Raw genomic sequence first — 24,395 nt, forward strand, 5'->3', positions numbered from 1 at the left:
AGATATCTTTTTAAATAATTTTAAATTCCTTTAAAGCAAAAGCAATACCACCTTCGCTCGCCTTCTTTGTAACAAAATCAGCTCTTGCTTTTAACTCTTCTCCACCGTTCCCCATCGCAATCCCTAACCCTACATACTGTAACATTTCGATATCATTCCCACCGTCACCAAAAGCAATTGCTTCTGATTTACAAATTTTCAGATGTTCCAATACCTTTTGAATTGCAGTTAGCTTCGATACTTTATTATCTTCCAACACATTCATAACGTAACCATGAAAACGTTCAAACGTAAGTGTTGGATATCTTTCAAAGAATTTTTGAGCTTCTGTTTCATCAGCATACAGACATACACAATAAACCTCTTCTGACAAGTTTCTAACTTTGTCAGGATACCGCTCTAAATTTAACGTTTCATTTAATGCTCGTATTACACGTTCGTCTTTTGAGGCAATACCATTCATTACAAATTCTTCTGTAAAATAAGAAACACTGTGACCATGTAATTCAGCGAAATTTGAAATATCATGAACAATTTCACTAGAAAGTACCGATTTATGTATAACTTCTTCATTACACTTTATATGTGCACCATTTGCAGAAATAAACGTATTTATGCCTAGTTCTTTAAATTGTGCACACAAACTATATGGTCTCCCTGTTGTAACAACTACATGAATGCCTTTATCTATTAATCTTTGTATCGCTTCTTTTGTGCTTTCATGCATACTTCTATCAATCTCACTTAACAACGTACCGTCCACATCGAAAAATACAACTTTGTACATAGCTACTTACATTCCATCCAAATGATTTGTTTCATTTATAAAATGTACAGTTTTCTGTTTATCCGTAAGTTCAATCAAACTAATTCCTGTATCTCCCATTTTAAAATAATAGTCCATTGAAATTGGCATTTGGAAAAATGCACGTAATATACTATTTATTACACCACCATGTGCAACGATTGCAATCCGGTCATATGTATTTTCTGTCACGATTTTAGAAAAGATTCCTTCTATTCTCATTCTAAATTCAATAAATGATTCCCCGTTTTCAAACCGGTCATGAAGAAACTTTGGCTCTGGATATTTTTTCGCTTCTTCAAATGATAAGCCTGCTTGTACCCCATTATTAAACTCCATTAATTCCTCTTCTAATTGAATTGGACACCCGATTCCTTCTGCTAATGTTTCACCAGTTTCGCGAGCACGTTTTAATGTACTTGCCCAAATGAAATCTGGCGCAAAATCCTTTTTCACTTTCTGTACAAGTCTTTGTACTTGTCGTCTCCCTTTGTCAGTTAACTCAAAATCAGCTCGTCCTTCATGTACATTTAAAATGTCTGCTTCTGATTCTCCGTGACGTATTAGTAGTATTTGCATGTCTATTCCCCCTTATCTCCTTTTAAACAAGGTTAAATTTTAACATATTATTAAAATTTTTCAAAATAATAAAAGCAATCCCCATTCCTAAAAGAATGAGAATTGCTTTTATTACCAACTAACTTTCTTCTAAACTAGCTTTCGTTTTTCCTCCTACTCCCCAATGCGAACTAGGAATTTCATTTACTAAAACACGTACACGCCCAGCATCTACATCTAAATTTTTTGCAACCGCCTCTGTAACATCAAATATTAGATTTTGAATTTGCTCCTGCTTTCTACCTTCTATTATTTGAATTTGTATAATGGGCATTTTTATCTCTCACTTTACTATTTATTCACAAAACATCGCTACACTTCCTAAACCATCAAATTGTGCAATAATAGAATCTCCTGCTTTAAATGCAATGGCTTCTGATAATGCTCCACTTAATACGATATCACCTTTTTTCAATCCTTCATTTTGTAAACCTAGTTTATTTACTGCCCAAGCAATTGCTGTTGCTGGATGTCCCAGTACAGCTGCCCCTGTCCCAGTTGTAGCAATCTTACCATTCTTCGACATAACCATCCCTACATTAGCTAGTTCTATATCTTTAACATCAATCCATTTACTTCCTAATAAAAACTTTGAAGAGGAACAATTATCTGCTATTACATCAGGTAATGTAAATTTAAAATTTAAATACCTGCTATCAATAATCTCTAAAGCTGGAGCGACATATTTTGTTGCCTTTAATACATCATCGGCTGTAACATTCGTACCTTGTAAATCCTCTCCTATTAAAAAAGCGATCTCTGGCTCTACTTTTGGATGAATCAATGTTTCGTATTGCAAGGGCTCCCATTCGAACGCTAACATATCATCCAACAAATATCCGTAAATTGCTTCATCAATACCCATCATTTGTTGTTTTGCCTTACTCGTTAATCCAAGTTTTACACCAACTCTTTTAGAACCTTCCTTCATTTTTTGTTCAATTAAACATTTTTGCACTCTATAAGCATCATCCACCATTAAATCAGGATGCTTATCCGTTACTTTTACTACTTCCTTCCTATTCTTTTCAGCTTGAAGTAAATATTCAACAATTTCTATATCGGCCCCTTTTACTAACTTCACTTTTCACACCCCCGTTTTTATTTTTGCTAATTCTGCTGCTACATCTAAAATCATATCCTCTTGTCCTCCAACTACTTTTCTTTTCCCGAGTTCTATTAAAATATCACGGGCATCTACATTAAAGCGCTTTGCCGCTCTTTCAGCATGTAATAAAAAGCTAGAATATACACCAGCATACCCCATTACAAGACTTCCTTTTTGAATTTCTTGCGGTGCTGGCAATAAAGGTGCAACAATATCCTCAGCTAAGTCCATCATCTTATATAAATCTATATCTAGCTTATATCCCATACGATCCAAAACAGCGAGTAATACTTCTGTTTGGGCATTTCCAGCTCCTGCTCCAAGACACCGCACGCTTCCGTCAATACGTGTCGCACCTTCTTCAATTGCCACCACTGTATTCGCTACTGCAACAGAAAGGTTATTATGGCCATGGAAGCCAATTTCTATATTTAAAGATTGACGTAATGCACGAATACGCTCACATACTTCGTGAGGTAGTAAAGCACCAGCTGAATCAGTTACATAAATTGCTTCTGCACCATAATCCTCCATAAGCTTTGCTTGTTCTACTAATTTTTCAACCGGTGCAGAATGTGCCATCATTAAAAAACCGCATACTTCCATACCTAGTTCTCGTGCGAAATAAATGTGTTGTGCTGAAACATCCGCTTCTGTTACATGAGTTGCTACACGAACAAGTTTCGCACCAATATTTGCAGCTTGCTTTAATTCATGGATAGTTCCAATACCAGGAATTAACAAAACAGCTACTTTAGCTTGCTTACACTCATCTACGGCTGCTTCAATCAGCTTCATTTCGTTAACTAATGACTTTCCATATTGTAATGTAGAACCACCTAAACCATCTCCATGACTCACTTCGATATAATGCATACCAGCTTCATCTAATGCCCTTGTTACAGAACGAACTTGTTCTTCTGTAAATTGATGTTTCATTACATGGCTTCCATCACGTAAACAAACTTCCGTTATTTTAATTGGCATTTCACTATTTCGCCTCATTCATTACACCTCTTTTCTTCTCCGAAATGATTTGCGCTGCAAATTCTTCACCTACTTTTAATGCCGCCGCTGTCATAATATCTAAATTACCGGCATAAGGAGGAAAATAATCTCCAGCTCCTTCAACCTCTAAAAATACAGTTACACGATTCCCATCAAACATCGGCTCTTGTTTTAAAGAATAACCTGGAACATACGTCCTAACTACTTCAACCATCTTTTGAATCGCTTCTTGGATAGAAGCCTCATCCATATACTTAACTTCACAATATACTGTATCTCTCATTAATATAGGAGGCTCTGCAGGGTTTAATATAATAAGTGCTTTCCCGTGATCTGCCCCTCCAATTTCTTCAATTCCACGCCTCGTCGTAATTGTAAATTCATCAATATTTGCCCTTGTACCTGGACCTGCACTTAAACTTGAAATTGTAGCAACTATCTCTGCATATGTAACATTTGCCACTTCATTAATAGCATGAACAATCGGAATCGTTGCTTGTCCCCCGCACGTAATCATATTAACGTTTTGCTTATCTACAAAATTATTATTTTGTATAGCAGGGCAAACGAACGGCCCACATGCAGCAGGTGTTAAGTCGATTACTATTTTCCCAAGCTCTCCTAATACTTTTGCATGATAACTATGTGCTTTAGCTGAAGTTGCATCAAATACAATATCAGCTAAACTTGGATTATCAATAATTGCTTGTATTCCATTATCAAAAACCTCGTATCCCACTTCTTTTGCTCGCTTTAAACCATCCGATTCCGAATCTATTCCAATCATGGCGTTCAGCTCTATGACTTCACTTTTTCTTAATTTATACATTAAATCCGTGCCAATATTACCTGATCCAATAATAGCTACCTTTACTTTCTCCACATCTATCCCCCCTTTTTCAATCCTTTAATCTATATGAAGGTAACAGAAACCGATCCTAGTGAACCAAAATCAGCTTGAATACTATCTTTACTATTTACTGAGACTGCACCAGATAACGCACCTGGTAAAATTAACTCCCCTGCTTTTAATCCAATATTAAATTCATGAAGTTTATTAGCTAACCAAGCAACAGCTTGAGCAGGATGCCCTATTGCAGCCGCACCAGCTCCCGTAGCAATTAAACAATTATTCTTATAAAGTGTCATTCCTGTTGTACGTAAATCTACTTTATCAACGCTAGAGAATGTATCACCAATTACAACTTTTGCCGACGATCCATTATCCGCCACTGTATCAGCAAGCCTAATCTTCCAATCAGCAATTCGACTATCAATAATTTCAAGTGTAGGCACTACATATTTCGTCGCCATTAGTACGTCAACATATGTAATATTAGGCCCATTTAAGTCTTCTGCTAAAACAAACCCTATTTCTGCCTCTATTTTTGGAGATACAAAGGAACTTATTGAAATTTCACTACCATTTTCTATCTTCATATCATCTAGTAAATGTCCATAATCTGGCTCATTTACCCCAAGCATCTGCTGCATCGCAATACTCGTAAGTCCAACTTTCTTTCCAATTACACAACGCCCATTCGCCAACTTTCTTTCTACTACTTCAAGCTGAATATTATAAGCATCCTCAACAGATAAATTAGCATATCTCTCAGTAAATGGAGGTATCCCTACTCGTGAATTTTCAGCTTGTAATAGTTCATCAGCTAATTCTTTAATTAACAATTGCTTTCACCTCATTTTTTAAATTTATATATCCCCAATCAATGGCATTATAACTAGCCCCCACCTAACTATTTTATTTCCATAAATGTCAGATGGGAGCTTTGTACTTTAAGTTAAAACATCACCTTTATAATTTCATCGTAACCGTCTTAGCTTCCGTATAAAATTCGAAACTATGCCGTCCACCTTCTCTACCAATCCCACTCGCCTTCGAACCGCCAAATGGAGTACGTAAATCTCGAACATACCAACAATTAATCCATAGTAAGCCTGAATCAATTTGTGAAACCACTCGTTGCGCTCGTCTAAGGTCATTTGTCCAAACAACTCCAGCTAGTCCATAAATGGAATCATTCGCGATGCGAATTGCATCCTCTTCCGTTTTAAATGGAATAACAACTAGAACTGGGCCAAATATCTCTTCTTGCGCTACGCGCATACTATTATCGACATCATATAGAATAGTAGGTTCATAAAAATTCCCTTCTATTAAACTTTCAATTCTTTTTCCACCATAGGCTAATTTTGCGCCTTCCGAAATTCCTATTTCTACGTAACGATCAACTGTTTCTAAATGAGATTTTGATACAAGCGCTCCCATATCTGTATCTTCAGAAAGAGGATCTCCAACTTTTATTCTTTTTACAGCCGCTACAAATTTCTCTAAAAACTGTTCATATACACTTTCTTGCACAAGTAATCTTGAACCAGCTAAACAAATTTCTCCTTGGTTCCGATAAATAGCTTCAATCGATCCTTGTACCGCTTCATCTAAATCTGCATCTTCAAATACGACATTTGCTGATTTACCCCCTAATTCTAATGAAACAGGTATTAAGTTTTCTGATGCATTACGCATAATTGTTTTTCCTGTATTACTTTCTCCAACAAATGAAATTCTTCTTACAGCTTGATGTGTTGTCATTGTTGTCCCAACAGTATTTCCTGGACCTGTAATAATATTAAGTACACCTGGAGGTAGTCCTGCATCATTTGCAATTTCACCGAGCATAACTGCACTTAAAGGAGTATAGGAGGCTGGTTTGACAACAACAGTATTACCAGAAGCAAGTGCAGCTGATGCTTTCCACGTCATTTGCATAAATGGCAAATTCCAAGGAATGATTAAACTAGTCACTCCCGCGGGAGCATACTTTGCATATGACATAAAGTTATGTTTGTCATAATGCTCATGCACCATATATTTAGCCATTTCAGCAAAGAAGCGAAAATTATGAGCCGAACGTGGTATATCGAATCCTTTACTTTCTTTAATTGGTTTTCCAACATCAAGAGTTTCTATATACGCTAGTTCATCCACTCTTTCCATAATCAAATCCGACATTTTGCATAAAATATTCGATCGCTCTTCCACAGGCATTTTACTCCAAATGCCGCTTTTAAATGTACGTTCTGCCACATCAATTGCTCTTTTTGTGTCCTCTTCATTTGCCTTTGCAATAGAAGCCAGCTTTCTATTCGTCGCTGGATTGAACGTATCAAACGTTTCGCCAGATATGGAATCCACATATTGTCCATCAATAAACAATTTCGCATCTTTTACTTTCATTTTGTCAGCTAATAATTCTTTGTTCACCTTCCTTACCTCCTACTCCTCAATTTCTAAAACCATCTCAATTTCAATTGTTGTGTTATTAGGTAATTGAGCCATACCGACTGCAGAGCGAGCGTGTTTTCCCTTTTCCCCAAAAATATCTACTAATACATCCGATGCCCCGTTCATTACTTTTGGCTGATTGATAAAATCTTCCGTACTATTTACAAAACCAAGCAGCTTTACAACTCGTTTCACCTTATTTAAATCACCTAATTCGTTTCTCACAACACTTAATAAATTCAACATTGATTGTCTTGCTGCTTTATATCCTTCATCAATTGAAATATCCTTTCCTAATTTCCCGTGATACTCATCTACACCTTGTCCAGCAGTAAACAATAAGTTACCTACTTTTACACAACTAACATAATTTCCAACTGCTGGGCGAATAGCTGGTAGTGTGATTCCTAACTCACTTAGTTTGTCCTCAGGTGTTTGTACTCTCTGCATATGCTACACCTCGTTTTTTTATATCAATATTTAAAAATTCCGCAGCATTTCCCCCAAGCATTGCTGCTTTTTGTTCCTCCGATAAACCGACTGTTTCATCAATCACTTTGCCCGGATCAACTTCTCGCAATAAAAATGGATAATCCGATCCCATAAAAATCTTTTCATGTCCAAATCTTTCAATCATATATTTCAAATTAATAGGATCATAATTTAAAGAATCAAAATAAAATTTCTTTGCATAATAACTAGGAGGGTGTGTAGTCAACCGTAAATGTGGCCATACTTTCCATCCTTGATCTAATCTTGGCAAAATATATGGGAAAGACCCTCCCCCATGCGCAAAACAAACCTTTAACCTTGGAAATTTCTCCATTATCCCACTACATATAAGTGTAGCTGCCGCTAGAGCCGTTTCACTCGGCATCCCGACTGTATACATAAAATTATGGTGAGGCATTCTATCGCGCCCTAATGTTTCCCATGGATGAATAAAAATTGGAACTTGCCACTTTTCAGCCATTCGAAAGAATTCAATAAACGATGGGTCATCTAAATTTTTACCATTTACGTTTGTGCCAATTTCAATACCATGTAAATTTAATTCCGTTATACAACGCTCCATTTCACGAATCGCAGTTTCTCCATCTTGCATCGGAACCGTTCCTAACCCTACAAAACGATTTGGATATGCTAAAACTGTTTCTGCAATAAAATCATTTTGAATACGTGCCATACTTTCGGCATCCTCTGGTTTTGCCCAATACGAAAATGTAACAGGGATTGGTGATAAAACTTGAATATCAACACCCTCACGGTCCATATCTTCAATTCTTTTCTTAGGGCACCATACTTGGTCTGTCACGTCACGAAAGTTTTTACCTCCAACCATAATACTTGCACCACATGTACAAGTCCGATTTAATATTGGCCAACGACCGCCACCAAACTTCTCTTCAAAATCCGGAAAAGTTTCAGGAATAATATGTGTATGAAAATCTATTCGCACTTCCATTCCTCCACTTCTTCTGGCATAATGTGACCGCAGTTTTTACATGCTCGAATTTCCTTATTTGAATTAAAACTATGAATTGCTTCTTTTACTTGTTTTTCAATATCATTTAATTGAACACGTACACGATGCATTTCATGATTACACTCGTCACAGAACCAAACGAAATCCTCAAGTTCTCCTTGGTTACGTTTTCTTTCAATTACTAGCCCATATGTGTTAGCAACGCGATGTGGTGAATGAGGTACCATAGCTGGTAGCATAAATACATCCCCTTCTTTTACTGTGACGACTTCTCGCTTACCTTCCTCTGTAATACATTCCACATAACATTCACCTTTAATTTGGTAGAAAAACTCGTCTGAAGGATCCACATGGAAATCACGTCTTCTATTTGGACCACCTAAAATCATGGCAATAAACTCTGAATCTTGCCAAATCACCTTGTTATTTACTGGGGGCTTTAGCAAATCTTTATTTTCATCGATCCATTTTAATAAATTAAAAGAGTGTAGTGTTTTAGACATATTTTTTCCTCCTCATTATTCCTTTTATTTATATCGTTTTAAAAGACCAACCGAGTAAAGAGCTAGACTTTTGCACCTCTCCATGACATACATAATTTCTAATTCTCGTTGAAGATATTCGCTCACCTTCTTCACAGCAAACATCTTTCACTATAGAGATATTGAAGTGTTCTTTTAGCAACTCTATATTGCCCTCTCGATTTTTTCCGAACCTAAAATCTTGGCCAATATAAATTTCTACAGGGCTTAGCCTTTTTAAATCTTGAACAAAACAACTCGCACTTTTTGTTATATATGACTCATCAAACCGAATTACAATTACATGTTCAACACCGAGATTTTGAAGACGTTTCACTTTCTCATCAATAGACGTTAATACTTGAGCCCCTTGAAAATAAGAACGTGGTGGTGGATCAAATGTATACACAACATTTGTTATCTTTAATTCCTTTGCCTTTTCAACCGCATTTTTAATAACAGCTTGATGGCCTTTATGTACACCATCAAAAGCACCAATTGAGACAATGGATTTCGTTAATTCAGGTATACACTGCTCATGTATATAAATGACTCTCATCTCTCTTCTTCTAGAGTTAAATTTCCAAATAGCCAAATTCCTTCGAAATCAAATTTGCTGTATTCATCACACTTTGAATTATGATTTCACGATTACTTCCCTGCATATACGATATAGGTCCAACAATATTAAGTGCCGCAATAGTTCTGCCAGTATAGGATCGAATAGGAGCAGCAATTCCATATAGTCCATGTTCATTTTCATTATCACTAATTGAATAACCTTGCTTACGAATCGTCTGTAACTCTGTCTGGAATTGTTTCACGCAAGTAATTGTATTGGGTGCTCGTGGTAAAAACCCTTCTCCTGAAGTATATTCTAGGGGCGAAGGATTAAATGAAAGAAGGACTTTCCCTGTACTTGTACAATATGCAGGCTCTCTTGATCCAACATGTGTTGAAATTTGAACGGTTTCCTTTGATGAAACTTTCAAAATAAATACAACATCACCACGATCAAACATACCAATATGCACAGTTCCATTAAAATTCCTTACAAGCTCTTCTACAAGCGGTATTGCCCCACTATATATTTCTTGCTGAAACATTACTTGGTTTCCCCACTCTAACAATTTCCAGCCCAGTCTATATTTTCTTTGCTCATCTTGTATGAGCATTCCTTCAGCACACAACGTACGGACAAGGTGATGAACCGTACTTGCATTCATATTTAGTTTTTCCGCTATTTCAGAATTTCCTAGTACCGGTTCATCACTAGTAAAGCAATTTAGAATCTTGCAAATTTTACTGATAGAAGCGATCAAATCATTTACCTCCCCTATTCCAGTTACAGTTCTCTAGTTTTAGATGGTGTTAAAAATATAAGAAGATTTACATCCTAACAGTAAAATTCTTGTTATCATCTGTTGCTCCTTCCTTTTTTAAATAAAATTGTAAGCGCAAACATTTTCACTTAGCTTAAAGCACCTTCAGATGAACTTGATTGCAAAGCATTGTTTACTAGGGAAAACGTTTGTTGTTTTTTGTACGCATTATAAAACATTCCCATTTTACGCACCGGATCTCCCGAATAATAACGCTCATATTGTAATAACCGTTGTCCAAAAGCTTCTCCACATAAATCCCATGCTAATTTAAATAAACGAACTCGTTCTTCAGAAGATACTCCTTCACGCCCAATATAGTATTTTTCCATATCGTCTTGAATTTCGGGATTCATAAAATCTGCACCTGTCGGTGACATTAATAATCCACCAGCACCAATAGTTTGAATAATCTCAATTGCACGCGGATACATTTTAGGTAATAAACTGCGTATTGTATCAAGTGGCAACCTTGCAGGAACAACTTCTCCATATGGATTCGTTTCATATTCATACTCAGCTACTTGTAAGAGCGCACGTATCGTTTCTACATCTTGCATAAGCTCTGCTAACTGGTTTTGTACATTCAAAAATCCATCTACTCCTATCGAATCTGCTAATTTCATAGCTACTTCAGCAGCGAAAGAAAGCTTAACTAATCCTCTTACCCCAGATTGATGCGCTGGTTGATGACCAATTCCCGTTTTAGGATACAGTTGATTCCCAGCTTCTATATTTTGATAAATAAATACTTTATCCCATGGGATAAACACATTATGAAATACTAGTAATGCATCCATTTCCTCAAACCTTGATGCAAGTGGATGATCAAATAGAGAACGTTTTCCATCTTGCATTGGCTCACGACAAAGAATTCTTAGTCCTGGTGCATCAATTGGAACTGCAAAAGAGATTGCATGACGTTCATCACCTGGTTTAAAACTCGGATAAGAATATATAATTACTTCGTCTGTAATCGGAGCAAGTGTCGCTAACATTTTAGCACCACTAACATACATCCCTTCCGCTGTTTCACTTACCACACCTAAATGCATCGTTTCATCTTCTTGTTGATGAGAAGCCTTACTCCGATCATTTTGCGGATTAATAATCGCATGTGTTAAAAACAAATCATTATCTCGTATATGCTTATAATAATTTTTTATATTCGCTCCCCATTCTGAATTGAACTTCTCAAAAAACCACGAATTACTTGCCATTGAAGTAACTGTTACATTTAAAAAATCTGGTGTTCTTCCCATTAAACCAAAGGTAGTTTTTGCCCATACTTCAAATAATTCACGACGTGCTTTTAAGTCCTCATAATTTTTTGGCACTAAAAAGGCATTTGAGACCCTTTCCCCTGTCTCTTCGCATATATGAGTAATCTTATCCTGATATTCTGGATTGTGCTGCATATCATATAAGTTAGCAATTTGTAAAATAGGTTCGCGAAAAACATCTTCATTTACTACATCCGTTACTCTTCTTCCGCCAATCCAAATTTCAGGATTTCTTTTTCTTAATCCTTCAATATACTGTTCCCCTGTTCTAATTGCCATTCTTTCCCCTCCAATTTCTCATAATAATATACTAATAAGTTTAGAAACCCTATTAGATGACTGAATTTTCAATCATTATATCAATTTTAATAGATACAATTTCTCTCTTATTTCACATTATGAAATCTTAATAATTTTTTAAGCAACACAAAAAAGGACCGGTTCCCCGTTCCTCACCCATTCACTTTCTCTGCATCATTCCTATAATACTTACTAAACGCTTCCGTTAACACATCGATAGTATTATATAGTTTGTCCCTTCACCAGCTACGATAATGTTAGAATAATACTTTGACATACCTGGTACTTTCTTTACCGACAAATGTTCTTAAGTCTTTAATTTTCAAATCCGTCGCGATAGAGAATAATAAATTTCCAATTGACTCTCGTTTATTTTGCTTAAAATAAACAGATCCATAATAATGATTCTCACTTTCTATCATTTGAACAAAACCTCGCATCAATACTTTTCCAAACCATTGATTTGCATAATAAGATTTCATTGTATGTAAAAGTGACGTCACAATCGACGCAATAATAATTACTACTAGTGCATATAGAAAGAGTAACGAGATTAGTTTCTTTATACATGGATATGTACAAGCCTTATGTAATATACGCACAAAAAAGAGAAATGGCATCCCATTTCTCTTCCCCACTCTTATAGTTATTTTTCTGTATCTGACGAAGGTAATTTCTTCGCTTGTTTTTCTTTAAAGATTTCTCCAATTGCACCAAGAGTACCCAGTGTTTCAATTGCATTAGACGGAATAAAGACTTTATTTGCTGGGCCTTTTGCAACCTCAATTAATGATTCAAATGATTTATAAGCAAGTACACGTTCGTCTAAATCTGCTGCGCGAAGTAATTCAATTCGGTTTTGTTCTGCTTTTGCGATTTCCTCAATCGCTCTTGCTTCCCCTTGCGCTTCTAATTCTTTTGCTTCTTTTATACCTTCAGCCTCGCGGATACGAGCTTCTTTATCCCCTTCAGCCATTAAAATCTTACTTTGTTTTTCCCCTTCAGCACGAAGGACTTTATCTTGTTTAGCTGCTTCTGCTTCCAAAATGATCGCACGTTTATTACGCTCTGCTTTCATTTGTTTTTCCATCGATACTTGCACATCTTTCGGCGGGTTAATATCAACTATTTCAACACGTTCAATACGAACGCCCCATTTCTCCGTCGCTTCGTCAAGCGCTAAACGGATTTCCATTGAAATTTTTTCACGGCCTGATAATGTTTCATCAAGTTCCATGTTACCAATAATTTGACGCATCGTTGCAGATGTAATATTACGAACACCATATTCATAGTTTGAAATACCATATGTCGCAAGTTCTGGCTCAACAATTTGATAGAAAATAATTGTATCAATTTCTACTTGCACATTATCTTTCGTAATTACCTTTTGCGGTGGTACATTCGTTTGTTGAATACGTAGATCGTGATATACACGTACGCGGTCTACAATTGGAATTAAAATATTTAATCCTGGGTGCATAATACGTTGGAATTTACCAAATCTCTCAACAACCCCAACCTTTTGCTGTGGAATAATTTTAATTGTTAACGCAATAAATACAACGACAATTAAAGCAAAAATAATCGTTAATGTTAATGCTACCATATTTATTCACTCTCCTTTTTCACTTGTAACACAGTACTATGCCTCTTTATAACAACGACTTTTTCTCCGGCATCAATAGGAACATCTGAAATAGCTGTCCAAGTATCTCCATCCACTTTCACAATACCGTTCACTTCACTTGTAATCGCTTGCATGACAATCCCTTTTTTACCAACAAGTTTATCTACTGTATCAGTAAAACCTCGTGCTTCTCGAAAGTTTTTTGAAATTCTTTTCGTAAAGAAGGTCAATGTTAAACTTACAATTGCCCCGACAACCAATTGTAAAAACAGTGCATCAGGAGCAAACAAAGCAATAAGACCTCCGACAACAGCCCCAATTCCAAGCCACAGCATGTAAAACGTAATCGACAACATTTCTGCGATAAATAAAATACCAGCTATTATAAACCAAATCACCCATCCAGCCATATGCAACCCTCACTTTCTTTCTCATTTTCTATATGTATATGAAGAAAAGAATGGTTTATCCGCCCTATCTAACACGGGGGGGCGTTTTGCTACACGTTATTATACATATTCGCTGTTACAACAAGTATTAATAAAATACTATATTAATATATTCTTCATTATACATGAAAATTCCTTTCAAAAAATGACAAAAAATTTAATTCTTTCAAAAACATAATTTTCAGATTATAATAATTATAATTAAAAGGTATTATTGATTTGGAAGGTGGTATTCTTATTGCCGAAACGTTTACTAACTTACTATTTAGGCTCCAAAATGTGTATTACCCTCGCTGACATTGTATACATAATGATTATTACCACTCACATCTATATCACAACTAAATCAGCTACAATTACTGCTCTTTTTCCATTATTACAAGTTATCACAAATCTTATCGCGAACACATCTGCACCACTTATAATGAATCGTTTTCCATCTTATGCATTGCTATATACTCTACAATGGATTAAAACAGCTCTTTTAATATTGTTAATGATATTATTTCCTATTCTATCAACAAGCATTTCTGCTCTTTTAACTTTTGTTATTTTCATTTCATTATGTAGTGGCTGGAGTGCGCCTTTACTATACGCCGTTATCCCACGCTTAACAACACAAGAAAAATTAGTAAAAGTAAATAGTGTCTTTTCCTTTTCAACACAAATTATACAAGCCGCCACTTACTCATTTACAAGTATAATTGTTCTTCTCATTGGAGTTACTTCGACACTCATGATTAATAACCTATTAATGATTTTCGGATGTATTACATTACACCTTTCATTACAATCTATACAAGCTGAACGAGTAGCAGAACCCACTTCTTCGAAAACTACTGCATTATTAGAAGGATGGAAACTGTTATTTCAACACCCATCTCTACGCATTGTTACACTTATGGACTTAATTGAAACTTTCGCAGGAACGATATGGATCGGTGCTATTACGATGGCATATGTAACGACTGCTTTACATAAAGGCGAAGAATGGTGGGGATATATTAATACAAGTTATTATTTCGGAACATTAATTGGCGGGCTCTTAGCATGGAGAATGAGTTCATACATTCAAAACAATTTAATACGCTCCATGGCACTAGGCTCTCTTATATGTAGCATCCTTACATTTCTATATGGTATTACGAGTAGCGGATTTATTGCCCTATTTCTTTGCGTTCTAATGGGACCATGCTATCAAATTAGAGATATTTCTCAAACAACTGTTTTACAATCCAGCGTCGCTACTTCTTTATTATCGAAAATGTATACAGCTCACGGCACCCTTCTCTCAACAGCTTCTGGTCTCTCTATGCTAAGTGTTGGAATTATTACTGACATTTTCGGTGTTCGTACTATTTATATTATCGCTTCTTTTCTTATTTTATGTTCTGCTTGTTTATCTTTTAGCTTATTAAAATATCAGAAGACAGAGAAGAAAGATATTTCATTTTAATCTATAAAGCAAAAAGGACAGGGTTCACCTGTCCTTTTGTATTCTCTATTCATGATAAGTTTGGTATCTTTCTATGTTTTGTCGCTTGTTCAAAAGCGTATGCTAGTTTAATTAATGTCCCTTCACTAAAAGCAGTACTTGCAAGTGTAATTCCAAAAGGTCTCCCGCTCTTCATATATCCAGCTGGTATCGCTATAGATGGATAACCTGCTTTCGCGCATATAGTAGAACCTATATAGGAAGGAAACAGAATTGCATCCAGATTGTATTTATTTAATGCAAAATCAATTCCTTGTTCTTGTGAAAAGTATATATCTTCTAATCTTGCATTCAAATATTCAGGAGTTCTTAACGTATTAGGAAAATCTTTTCTTCTTTCTAATTTATTTTGTCCGTATTTTAATGCCCTTTCTTCTATCTAACTATTAAAATCGATTAGTTCTGAAATCGAATGCACTGGAATATTAGAAGGTAATTTAGAAAGATAGTTATCCAAGCTATGCTTCAGTTCGTAAAGCGGTACTCCCCAGCTCCATTCTCTATGAAAAAATGGAATATCGATATCTTCTATTACTGTCGCTCCTTCATTACGTAACACTTGAATCGATTCTTCAAACAATTTTTCATCATACTCACCAGATTCGAAATAATCTTCTGGTGCATTGTTAAATACGCCAATCTTCGCTCCCGTTAATCCATTTACATCAAGATAAGTTGTATAATCTTGCTCTGTCCTTCCTTCACTTTTGAGAGTAGCTGCATCCACCTCATCCACTCCCGTTAAGCTCCCTAATAAAATAGCAGCATCTGTTACCGTTCTAGCAAACGGACCGGCTGTATCTTGTGAATACGTGAAAGGAATAATTCCTCTACGGCTAATTAAACCAACTGTTGGTTTAACGCCAACTACAGAGTTTTGAACGGCTGGGCTTAAAATAGAAGCATCTGTTTCTGTTCCAACAGATAATACTGTTAAGTTCGCTGCAACCGCTATGGCAGACCCTGTACTTGAGCCACCAACGAACATATCATCCTTGCCCGTTCCATATGGATTTATTGTTTGACCGCCCCTAGCGCTATATCCAGCCCACATTTCAAAAGACATTCCGTTTGCCAACTCTGTCATATTCGCTTTCCCTATTATAATCGCACCTGCTTCTCGGAGCTTTTTAACAAGAAATGCATCTTCACTACTTATATTTTGTTCCAGGGCAATCGTACCTGCACTTGTATGCATTGAGTCATTCGTTTCAATATTGTCTTTAAGTAAAACAGGTATACCATGTAATAGACCTCTTACACCTTTTGTCTTTCTTTCATGATCTAGCGCTTCTGCAATAAAGATAGCATCTGGGTTGATTTCTAAAATAGAATTGAGTTTCGGACCATCTTGGTCATATTTTGCGATTCTATGAAGATAATACATGACTAATTCTTTTGAAGTTAACTTCCCATCCTTCATCGCTATTTGTATATCATGAATTGTTAATTCTTTTTGCAATAATGTATTGAACTGAATTTCCATTTTCATTCTCCTTTTATAAGCCCTTTTATTTATGACGTATATCTATTACTTTTTCATTTTCTCCGCTCCTCGCATTAACAACTACTATCCCTATACAGGAATTCAACTCACCTATTTAAAAACCTTTAATTTCCAGAGAAATAAAAAGAGTCTGAAGCGAATACATTGTCGCCTCAGACCCTTTTTTATCATTTCACATATACATCTTCTAACAAGTGTAAAAACTCTCCTTGTTTACCTGCTAATTCAGGGCATTTGTTAATATCAACCCATTCATAACAAAATACTAAACCTTTGTCTTCCTCACCAGCACTTACTATATGTTCCCACGTATCTTTCACATCTGTTAATAATGAAATGTGGAAAAAATGACGTTTTTGATATTCCTTTTTTTCTTTTACATAAATAATGTAATCAGAAAGGAAGCGCTCGATACAGAAATGGCGTAGTCCTGACTCTTCTTGTACTTCACGTAAAATTGCTGTTTCTAACGTTTCTCCTTCATCGACAGTCCCACCTGGCACTTGGATACCAGCCTCTCGTATATCACGATGTTTAAAAACGAGTAGTTGCATAACCCCTTCTTTTTCTCTCGTAACATATGCGTGTACCTTTTTATTATATAACATCGTCATCTTAGCCCTCTCCCCTCAATTCATTACTGCGTTACTTCTTCAAGCGTCAGTTGGTTTTCATATAAATATGTAGCCTGCGGATTCCCCACATATCGTACGTGCCACGGTTCATATCGATAACCGGTAATCCCTTCTTTCTCTTTCGTATACCGAATAACGAAACCAAACTTATGTGCATTTTCAGAAAGCCACTTTCCTTCTTTCGTCTCTCCAAAGACTGTTTCTAATTGAAATTTAGCAGATTGAGATGTAATATCCATAGCTAACCCTGTTTGATGTTCACTCGTACCAGGAACTGCACTGGACATTGCTGTTTTTGCTTCACCATCTTGTTTTTTATACATCGTATTTAATGCTTTTTGTCGATCAAAAGATCTAAATCCAGAGACTGCAAAAAGGAAAATCCGCTCATTATCGGCTTGCTGAATCATTTCCTCAAGTGCCACCGCTGCCTCTTTCCTCATCTTTTTCTTCTCTTGATCACCTTCACTAGAGTAACGTACTTTCGGAACAACTAAATCTGGCGGTCTATACCCATCTGGTAAACGCCTATTTTTATTCACAAGTACAAGCATCGAATTTGGATTACTAATGACTGCGATATCCCCATCCATATTAGCAATCGTTTCTTTAGCTTTCGGAAATATATTGTTTACATTTACTTCCCGCGCCTCTTGCTCCTTGTACATCTTATAATTCATTCCTGCTACTCCAACAATCAGTATCATTGCTACGGTACCAAGTAGTGCCCATCTTTTTTTCATATAACGACCTCTTATTTTAATAATTTGGCCATTTCATATTCATCGATACCTTTTCCATCGATGATAAGAGCAGATTTTTTAACACCTTCTTGTTCAAATCCAATTTTACTATATAGTGCCTGAGCTCTTGTATTGTGGGCCATTACCGTTAATTCTAAACGCCATACATCATGTAATCTTGCCCACTTCTCTACTTCTTTAAACAAACTCGTTCCAATACCTCGGCCACTATATTCTTGCAAAATACCAATGACAATTGTCGCAACATGTCTCTTTCTTTGAATATTATTTCCGTTAACTAAAATAAACCCTACTATTCTATCTTCTTCAACAGATACAAATATGTTTGCATTTTCGTTTTCTATAAATCGATGAACCATTTTTTCTTGTTGCTCTATTGTAGTTTTTCGTTCTCCTGGTTCGTATAACATAAATTTCGTTTCTTCGTCTAATTGCTTACTTAATTGTAAAAATGGTGCTGCATCTTCTGCTCTAATCTCCCGAATCACCTTGATCACCCTACCCATTTTGTTAGTTAAAAATTTTCCTTGTAAAAAGATTTTCTCCACTATTCCGAAAATTCCTTTCTAAATTCCTTACTATAAATAGACAAATTTCGATATTGCTATAATGATAGGAAATTATGTCTATAATGTGACATGTCTTATTGACCATAACTTATGCTCAAAAAAAAATAAACGTAAGCTTCTCACTTACGTTTATCCATTCACTTTTTCAGCTTGCCAAAAATATTCTCCAAATGCTTTAGCAAGAGCATCAATTGATCGATTCAATTCTTCATCTGTATTATCTACGCCACCAACTTCAATTAAAATCGCCTGTCCTGATAAGTCTTGATTATAAACACCATTCCCTGTTTGGAAGCCTTTTTGAATAACACCTCGGCTTACTCCCGGATATTTTTTACTAATTGTCTCATGTAAAGCCGTTGCTAATTGTAAGTTTTTTTCATAGTTTTTGTTACCTTTCCCAATTACAAAAGCAAGCTTCGCATATGATTTATCCCCAATTGTTTTTGTCGTGACGTTTTTGCGTGCACTATCACGGTGCAAATCAAAAAAGTATTGGAGTTCTTTATTTCCAGTCATAGCTTGTTGTACAATTTCTCGGGACATTTTATAAGAACTATTACTGTTTAATCCTTTACTTATTAATTTTTGGCCGACATCAGTCGTATCGTTAGTAGCACCTATCCCTTCGCTTTCCAGTTGTTCACGAAAACGATCTCCAACTATTGAAATATTCGTTACAGAACTCGTTGCTTTATTCGGATCTGGGTCATTCGTTAAGTTCAGTAACGGCAAATAAGATTCCCAACTATGTGAATGATAAATAAATGCAACTTGTCTTTTCCCCGTTGTTTGAGATGGTTGTTTCTTCTCTTTATTCGGATCAGACTTAGGAACTTGTCCAGTTTCTCCAGTCCGTTCCTTCACTACTTCTTCAAGAGGGACGCTCGACTCTATCGGTAAATTGGAGTAATTTGTCCCTTCACCTGCTATAACGATTTCTGTATCATATTTCCCAAATCCCGGAAGTTCTTTCCCGACAAAACTACGTACATCATCAAAACGAATATTCGTAGCCATCGAAAATAGGAATGAAGAAATAGAAAAGTCTTGATTCAAATTCCGGTACTCCTGTGTAAAATAATGATTCTCTTTCCCAATAACGTACATGTAACCATTCATTGATAACTCATTTAACCAATTATATAAATACGTTGACTTCGTCTCTTTCATAGAAGTAACCATCATACTAATAAGAAAAAAAGTCGCTAATACCGTAGTAATAACAAATAAAATTAACTTGCGTACACTTGTTAATTTCACGTAAAAAAAGCCTCGATTCATACTATCACCCTCTCTATTTCAAGTTATGTACAAGCTCTAGAGAATAGACCGCTTAAATTTCGGCTATATTGTTAATGAGGTGAAATGAATTGAAGCTACTAATGGGAATATTACCAATCGTTCTATCAATTATTTTTTATTTACTTGCTATACACCCTAAAATTCGCATTGCACTACATATTTCTGCGTACATAGCATTATATGTGCTCGGGACAATTATTTCTATTAATATATATGATGTTTTAATACAAGGTCTTGTTTTCATGACAAGCATTCATGGAGTTTTACTAAATCCATTTTTCCTTATTGCAGGAGCATATATAGGAATATACACTTTGTACCTAGTACTGTCTCAAATTTTTATGAAACTAATGAAAATAAAAAATGGAGCGTAGTGAAATGAAGCCACCGTTCATCTGTCATAAATGCAAAAAAAAAATAGTAGGAAAGAAAGATCTTACTATCGCTACTTGGTACTTCCGTTTTTATTTATTTCACAACATTTGTTTTTACCAGCAGCAACTGTTTGCCTCACGTTTTGTCCCTATTAATACACTCTTTTGTTTCTTTCTTATTATATACGGGCTTATTGCTGGCAGCATTCTTATGATCACAGAACCATCAATCATTTGGCTTATTTTTTCAGCGCCTATTGTTTATCGTTTTCTTTCATATTATTATGTTGAACGTTTTTTTCTAAATAAAGATTAGACTGACCTCTAGGAATACTTAAACTCTCCCACTCATTTTCTTTTAACATTTTACCAATGTAAATGATTTGTCCAATATGCAAAGCATAATGAGAAATTTGTCTTTCTATCGCTTGCATTACAGTGTGTGCTTCTCTGCGAATATATACTTTCTGCAAAATCTGCTCTGGTGTTAAAGTATCCATCGCTTTAAAAACATACTCCCACCCTTCTTTCCACGCAGTAAGAGCTTCTTGTTTTGAATTGTAGCCCCCCTCAAATTCAACATCTCGATTACGATCTGCTTTTTCACCATCAGACGTTAAAAAATCCGTCCATCTTGAACGCATATTACCATGTAAATGCTTAATGATAATCGCAATACTATTTGTCTCTTCATGAGAAGACCACATTATTTGTTCATAAGATAATTGAGAAAGCACTCGTTCTCCTTGTTTTTGTGTTGCTTTGAAATTCGAAATTGCACATTGTAAATATTCTCGTCCGATATCCAAATTAACCCCTACCTTCACACTAACTAATTTTCGTTCCATTCGGCAGTTCCATATTCGGCTGAAGTAAAACAACATCGTCAGCTTCAGGAACACCACCCAGTACAAGCACTTCCGATTTAAATCCTGCCACACGCTTTGGTGGAAAGTTCACAACAGCAACGACTTGTTGACCAATTAAATCTTCTGGATCGTATCTCTTCGTAATTTGAGCACTTGACTGCTTAATCCCTAACTCTCCAAAATCAATTTCTAGCTTAATTGCCGGAACTCTTGCTTCTTTGAATTCCTCCGCTTTTCTTACCGTCCCAATACGTAAATCCAAAGTTAAAAAATCTTCAAAACTAGCCATTTTATCATTCCTCTCAATTATTACTTAGACAAAACATAAAAATCCCCTTCAAAAAAAGAAAGGCGCCTAAGCACCTTTCTTTTGTAATTCACTTGATTCATTTGATTTATAGAAGAAGAAACCGAGAACCCCGCCAATACATGCTGGGATTAACCATCCTATTCCTTCTTTATATAAAGGTAGCATTTGAAGTACATTTGAAATTACGTCAATCTTTATGTTCGCACTTTCTAAGCCATTAAATAAACTAATTGACAATGCACCTAATATTGCACCAATATAAATTGTATTACGCTTTCCAATCCATTTATGGAAATATGAAAGTACGATTAATACAATTGCAACTGGATAAATGATCATTAACACTGGTAAAGTTACTGCGATTAGTTGTGTCAATCCTAAGTTAGATACAATTAAACTAAATACACACACTATTGTTACAATCGTTTTATGCGAAAATTTCGGGAATAAGTTTGTAAAGAACCCTGCACATGCAGATGTTAATCCAACCGAAGTTGTTAAACAAGCAAGTGTAATAACAAGTCCTAATAAAATTTTCCCACTCGTTCCATATAACTCATTTACAACATTCGTTAAAATAAGACCACCGTTCTCTGAAACACCAAGTGAAGTACTTGTTGAACCTAGATAAGCAAGTGATAAATAAATTAACGTTAAGCCTAATACAGCAATAATTCCTGATACAATTGTTATTTTTGCGATTTGTCCGCTTTCTTTTATCCCTTTTGAACGAATAACTTGTACAACAACAATTCCAAATACAAGAGCACTAATTGCATCCATCGTTAAATACCCTTGAATAAACCCACCAAAGAAAGCATTCTCTTTATATGCGGCTAACGGTGCAGACGGTGCTCCAATCGGATCAATAATTGCCTTTCCGACAATAACAGCAACAATTAATACTAACAATGGTGTTAGAAACTTTCCAAACCAATCGACTAATTTAGATGGATTTAATGATAAATACCACGTTATTCCGAAGAAGACTATAGTATAAAGAAATAGCATGTACCATTCCGAAACCATTGCTTCTGATAAAAACGGCTTCATTCCCATTTCAAATGAAACAGCTCCAGTACGCGGGATCGCAAAGAATGGTCCAATTGCTAAATAACTAATCAGTGGAAAAATAAACGCGAATATAGGGTGAACTCTAGAAGATAGCGCTTTCAAGTCCCCCTCTACAAACGCGACAGCTGTTACAGCTAATAGGGGTAATCCGACTCCCGTTACAAGGAATCCAATAGTAGCAACCCAAACATTCTCTCCTGCTTGTTGCCCTAAAACTGGTGGGAAAATTAAATTTCCTGCTCCTAAAAATAATGCAAATAGCATTAAACCAATTGCTACAGTATCACCTGGCCTTAATCGTCCCTTCATTTCTTTAATTTGCATAGCACTTTTTCATTGTTTATCTATATTTTCACAATATGCTATGCATCCTCCTCTCTGCTCATGATGATAAAATATACCCCTTACAAAGCAATGTCTTTCTCCATAATTTCTCCATTCCCCTTTTAATTACTCTAAATAATAAATTTTGATTTTTTTGAATATTTAAGTCATTAGAGTGTTATAACGTGGAGTTTAGTTGTCAGACCTCTTTGTTTTTATCACACATATAGTAACATATTTGGTTGAAAAATAAAAACATATTTTTAAATAGAATTTTTTGAAAATCGAAATTATCCACACATACCTCCTTTATTTATTCTATTACACAATTTTTTTTAGAAATTTACGATTTTTATATTTTATTATATTTGAATATTTTTATGCGAAAGAAAGTGAAAGCCATCAAAAAATAAGATGGCTTTTACTTGTTACTCTATCGTTTCAACTTCACGTGGATTATTCATCTCTTCAACATACACAACTCTAAATCCATGATTTTCTAAATCCTTTAACAATGTTTCTAATTCACTATCTTCAAACTCTTCTCCCAATGTAAACATAATTCTACGTACTAATAAAGCATCATTATCAAAAGTCATTAAGCTTTGAATACCAGTGTATTTCTTTAGCACTGTCGATAATTTTTGAATGGCCCCATTATAATCTTGTGTTCCAATCATGACAGAATATTTACTAGAATGGACTCCCCATGCATCTTCTAATAGTTCAAAAACTTTTTTATGAGTTAAAATACCAAGGAAGACCCCTTTTTCATCAACTACTGATAAATACGGTAGTTTTTTAATTGTAAAAAATACTTTAAAGAAGGAAGAGTCTTCTCTCACGTACCCATTCTTATCGTTCAATAATTGTAATACATTATCTTCAAATGAACCTTTATATTCTAAAATATCTACTTTGTATACATTCCCTAAAAACTTCTCTTTTTTTTCATCTAAAACTGGTACACAACGATACCCCGTTTTATTTAAATGCTCCAGCGCTTCCCCTATCGTAATTGAACTTGGGCAAAACAAAACTTCCCTCTTTGGCACATAATTCCCTTTAATCCTCATAAAAAAGCCTCCTTATGCTAAAATACTTTCTGTGCCATAACTATATTATATTTTCAGAAAAAAATAAATATATTATTTTATTTTTCTGAAAATTATTCATTTTTCTGTCATAATTTATTCATTAATCATACACTTTTATTAAGTGAAATTTTTATCAGTAGGGATTTTGTCCATGCCCACTGGTTAATTAGCCCCTACC

27 protein-coding genes and 2 pseudogenes are annotated in these 24,395 nt (G+C 35.4%); 3 read left to right on the top strand and 26 right to left on the bottom strand.

Features of this window, described 5'->3' with window-relative positions; translation table 11 throughout:
- Positions 1 to 10: 10 nt before the first annotated feature.
- The 17 genes and pseudogenes from CQZ94_RS19305 to CQZ94_RS19385 all read right to left on the bottom strand — a co-directional run bounded on the left by CQZ94_RS19305 (position 11) and on the right by CQZ94_RS19385 (position 13,855).
- Entirely contained in the window at positions 11 to 787 is a 777-nt protein-coding gene (locus tag CQZ94_RS19305) for a Cof-type HAD-IIB family hydrolase (RefSeq protein WP_105586661.1), read from the bottom strand.
- Between the two features lie 6 nt (positions 788 to 793).
- Positions 794 to 1,384 carry a histidine phosphatase family protein gene (locus CQZ94_RS19310; protein WP_105586662.1) on the bottom strand — a complete coding sequence of 197 codons (591 nt, stop codon included), beginning with the start codon at positions 1,382 to 1,384 and terminating at the stop codon, positions 794 to 796.
- Positions 1,385 to 1,502: 118 nt separating this feature from the next.
- Positions 1,503 to 1,697 (bottom strand): 4-oxalocrotonate tautomerase, encoded by a 195-nt coding sequence (locus CQZ94_RS19315; RefSeq protein WP_105586663.1) that lies wholly within the window; start codon positions 1,695 to 1,697, stop codon positions 1,503 to 1,505.
- 21 nt (positions 1,698 to 1,718) lie between these two features.
- Positions 1,719 to 2,507, bottom strand: coding sequence for a 2-keto-4-pentenoate hydratase (locus tag CQZ94_RS19320; protein ID WP_105586664.1), 789 nt, complete (start codon positions 2,505 to 2,507; stop codon positions 1,719 to 1,721).
- 3 nt (positions 2,508 to 2,510) lie between these two features.
- Positions 2,511 to 3,536 (bottom strand): 4-hydroxy-2-oxovalerate aldolase, encoded by a 1,026-nt coding sequence (gene dmpG / locus CQZ94_RS19325; protein ID WP_105586665.1) that lies wholly within the window; start codon positions 3,534 to 3,536, stop codon positions 2,511 to 2,513.
- Complete coding sequence (locus tag CQZ94_RS19330; protein WP_105586666.1) at positions 3,523 to 4,422, bottom strand: acetaldehyde dehydrogenase (acetylating); 900 nt, start codon at positions 4,420 to 4,422, stop codon at positions 3,523 to 3,525. The genes dmpG and CQZ94_RS19330 overlap by 14 nt, the downstream gene beginning before the upstream one ends.
- Before the next feature lie 29 nt (positions 4,423 to 4,451).
- Positions 4,452 to 5,225, bottom strand: coding sequence for a 2-keto-4-pentenoate hydratase (locus CQZ94_RS19335; protein WP_105586667.1), 774 nt, complete (start codon positions 5,223 to 5,225; stop codon positions 4,452 to 4,454).
- Between the two features lie 127 nt (positions 5,226 to 5,352).
- On the bottom strand, positions 5,353 to 6,822 hold the full coding sequence (locus CQZ94_RS19340) for an aldehyde dehydrogenase (RefSeq protein WP_105586668.1): 1,470 nt from the start codon (positions 6,820 to 6,822) through the stop codon (positions 5,353 to 5,355).
- A gap of 12 nt (positions 6,823 to 6,834) precedes the next feature.
- On the bottom strand, positions 6,835 to 7,293 hold the full coding sequence (locus tag CQZ94_RS19345) for a RidA family protein (RefSeq protein WP_105586669.1): 459 nt from the start codon (positions 7,291 to 7,293) through the stop codon (positions 6,835 to 6,837).
- Complete coding sequence (locus tag CQZ94_RS19350; RefSeq protein WP_105586670.1) at positions 7,271 to 8,308, bottom strand: amidohydrolase family protein; 1,038 nt, start codon at positions 8,306 to 8,308, stop codon at positions 7,271 to 7,273. The genes CQZ94_RS19345 and CQZ94_RS19350 overlap by 23 nt, the downstream gene beginning before the upstream one ends.
- Positions 8,293 to 8,832, bottom strand: coding sequence for a 3-hydroxyanthranilate 3,4-dioxygenase (gene nbaC, locus CQZ94_RS19355; RefSeq protein WP_105586671.1), 540 nt, complete (start codon positions 8,830 to 8,832; stop codon positions 8,293 to 8,295). Before nbaC ends, CQZ94_RS19350 begins: the two co-directional genes overlap by 16 nt.
- 28 nt (positions 8,833 to 8,860) lie before the next feature.
- A complete protein-coding gene (locus CQZ94_RS19360; RefSeq protein WP_105586672.1) occupies positions 8,861 to 9,409 on the bottom strand; it encodes an FAD synthetase family protein in 549 nt (182 codons plus the stop codon).
- Positions 9,410 to 9,425: 16 nt separating this feature from the next.
- Complete coding sequence (locus tag CQZ94_RS19365) at positions 9,426 to 10,172, bottom strand: IclR family transcriptional regulator (RefSeq protein WP_105586673.1); 747 nt, start codon at positions 10,170 to 10,172, stop codon at positions 9,426 to 9,428.
- Positions 10,173 to 10,321: 149 nt separating this feature from the next.
- Entirely contained in the window at positions 10,322 to 11,794 is a 1,473-nt protein-coding gene (locus tag CQZ94_RS19370; protein ID WP_105586674.1) for a 4-hydroxyphenylacetate 3-hydroxylase family protein, read from the bottom strand.
- Positions 11,795 to 12,041: 247 nt separating this feature from the next.
- Positions 12,042 to 12,435: pseudogene (locus CQZ94_RS19375) on the bottom strand (stage II sporulation protein P); the annotation flags it as partial.
- A 26-nt stretch (positions 12,436 to 12,461) separates the two neighbouring features.
- Positions 12,462 to 13,424 carry an SPFH domain-containing protein gene (locus CQZ94_RS19380; protein ID WP_105586675.1) on the bottom strand — a complete coding sequence of 321 codons (963 nt, stop codon included), beginning with the start codon at positions 13,422 to 13,424 and terminating at the stop codon, positions 12,462 to 12,464.
- 2 nt (positions 13,425 to 13,426) lie between these two features.
- Entirely contained in the window at positions 13,427 to 13,855 is a 429-nt protein-coding gene (locus CQZ94_RS19385) for an NfeD family protein (RefSeq protein ID WP_105586676.1), read from the bottom strand.
- Between the two features lie 277 nt (positions 13,856 to 14,132).
- On the opposite strand from CQZ94_RS19385, the gene CQZ94_RS19390 reads away from it, so the two are divergent.
- The gene (locus CQZ94_RS19390; protein WP_105586677.1) at positions 14,133 to 15,350 is read left to right on the top strand and encodes an MFS transporter; all 1,218 of its coding nucleotides are present in this window, start codon (positions 14,133 to 14,135) and stop codon (positions 15,348 to 15,350) included.
- A gap of 49 nt (positions 15,351 to 15,399) precedes the next feature.
- On the opposite strand, the pseudogene CQZ94_RS19395 reads toward CQZ94_RS19390, so the two are convergent.
- The 5 genes and pseudogenes from CQZ94_RS19395 to spoIIP all read right to left on the bottom strand — a co-directional run bounded on the left by CQZ94_RS19395 (position 15,400) and on the right by spoIIP (position 20,148).
- Positions 15,400 to 16,875: pseudogene (locus CQZ94_RS19395) on the bottom strand (amidase family protein).
- A gap of 188 nt (positions 16,876 to 17,063) precedes the next feature.
- Entirely contained in the window at positions 17,064 to 17,510 is a 447-nt protein-coding gene (locus CQZ94_RS19400) for an NUDIX hydrolase (protein WP_105586678.1), read from the bottom strand.
- Positions 17,511 to 17,533: 23 nt separating this feature from the next.
- A complete protein-coding gene (locus tag CQZ94_RS19405; protein WP_105586679.1) occupies positions 17,534 to 18,274 on the bottom strand; it encodes a M15 family metallopeptidase in 741 nt (246 codons plus the stop codon).
- A gap of 11 nt (positions 18,275 to 18,285) precedes the next feature.
- Positions 18,286 to 18,783 (bottom strand): GNAT family N-acetyltransferase, encoded by a 498-nt coding sequence (locus tag CQZ94_RS19410; RefSeq protein WP_105586713.1) that lies wholly within the window; start codon positions 18,781 to 18,783, stop codon positions 18,286 to 18,288.
- A gap of 210 nt (positions 18,784 to 18,993) precedes the next feature.
- Positions 18,994 to 20,148 (bottom strand): stage II sporulation protein SpoIIP, encoded by a 1,155-nt coding sequence (spoIIP, locus tag CQZ94_RS19415; RefSeq protein WP_105586680.1) that lies wholly within the window; start codon positions 20,146 to 20,148, stop codon positions 18,994 to 18,996.
- Positions 20,149 to 20,237: 89 nt separating this feature from the next.
- Between spoIIP and CQZ94_RS19420 the strand changes: the two genes are divergently transcribed.
- Positions 20,238 to 20,543, top strand: coding sequence for a hypothetical protein (locus CQZ94_RS19420; protein ID WP_105586681.1), 306 nt, complete (start codon positions 20,238 to 20,240; stop codon positions 20,541 to 20,543).
- 4 nt (positions 20,544 to 20,547) lie between these two features.
- Positions 20,548 to 20,859 (top strand): permease, encoded by a 312-nt coding sequence (locus CQZ94_RS31805; RefSeq protein ID WP_105586682.1) that lies wholly within the window; start codon positions 20,548 to 20,550, stop codon positions 20,857 to 20,859.
- Here the strand turns inward: CQZ94_RS31805 and CQZ94_RS19430 are convergent.
- From CQZ94_RS19430 to cbpA, 4 genes are all read right to left on the bottom strand, one after another.
- Positions 20,798 to 21,391, bottom strand: a complete 594-nt coding sequence (locus tag CQZ94_RS19430; RefSeq protein WP_105586683.1) for a DUF1572 domain-containing protein — start codon at positions 21,389 to 21,391, stop codon at positions 20,798 to 20,800. The genes CQZ94_RS31805 and CQZ94_RS19430 overlap by 62 nt on opposite strands.
- Entirely contained in the window at positions 21,372 to 21,701 is a 330-nt protein-coding gene (gene csaA / locus CQZ94_RS19435) for a chaperone CsaA (protein WP_105586684.1), read from the bottom strand. Before csaA ends, CQZ94_RS19430 begins: the two co-directional genes overlap by 20 nt.
- A gap of 66 nt (positions 21,702 to 21,767) precedes the next feature.
- A complete protein-coding gene (brnQ4, locus tag CQZ94_RS19440) occupies positions 21,768 to 23,105 on the bottom strand; it encodes a branched-chain amino acid transport system II carrier protein BrnQ4 (RefSeq protein WP_105586714.1) in 1,338 nt (445 codons plus the stop codon).
- A 443-nt stretch (positions 23,106 to 23,548) separates the two neighbouring features.
- Complete coding sequence (gene cbpA, locus CQZ94_RS19445) at positions 23,549 to 24,196, bottom strand: cyclic di-AMP binding protein CbpA (protein WP_105586685.1); 648 nt, start codon at positions 24,194 to 24,196, stop codon at positions 23,549 to 23,551.
- Positions 24,197 to 24,395 lie beyond the last annotated feature (199 nt).

The organism is Bacillus sp. MYb209 (assembly GCF_002975175.1).
Lineage (GTDB): Bacteria > Bacillota > Bacilli > Bacillales > Bacillaceae_G > Bacillus_A.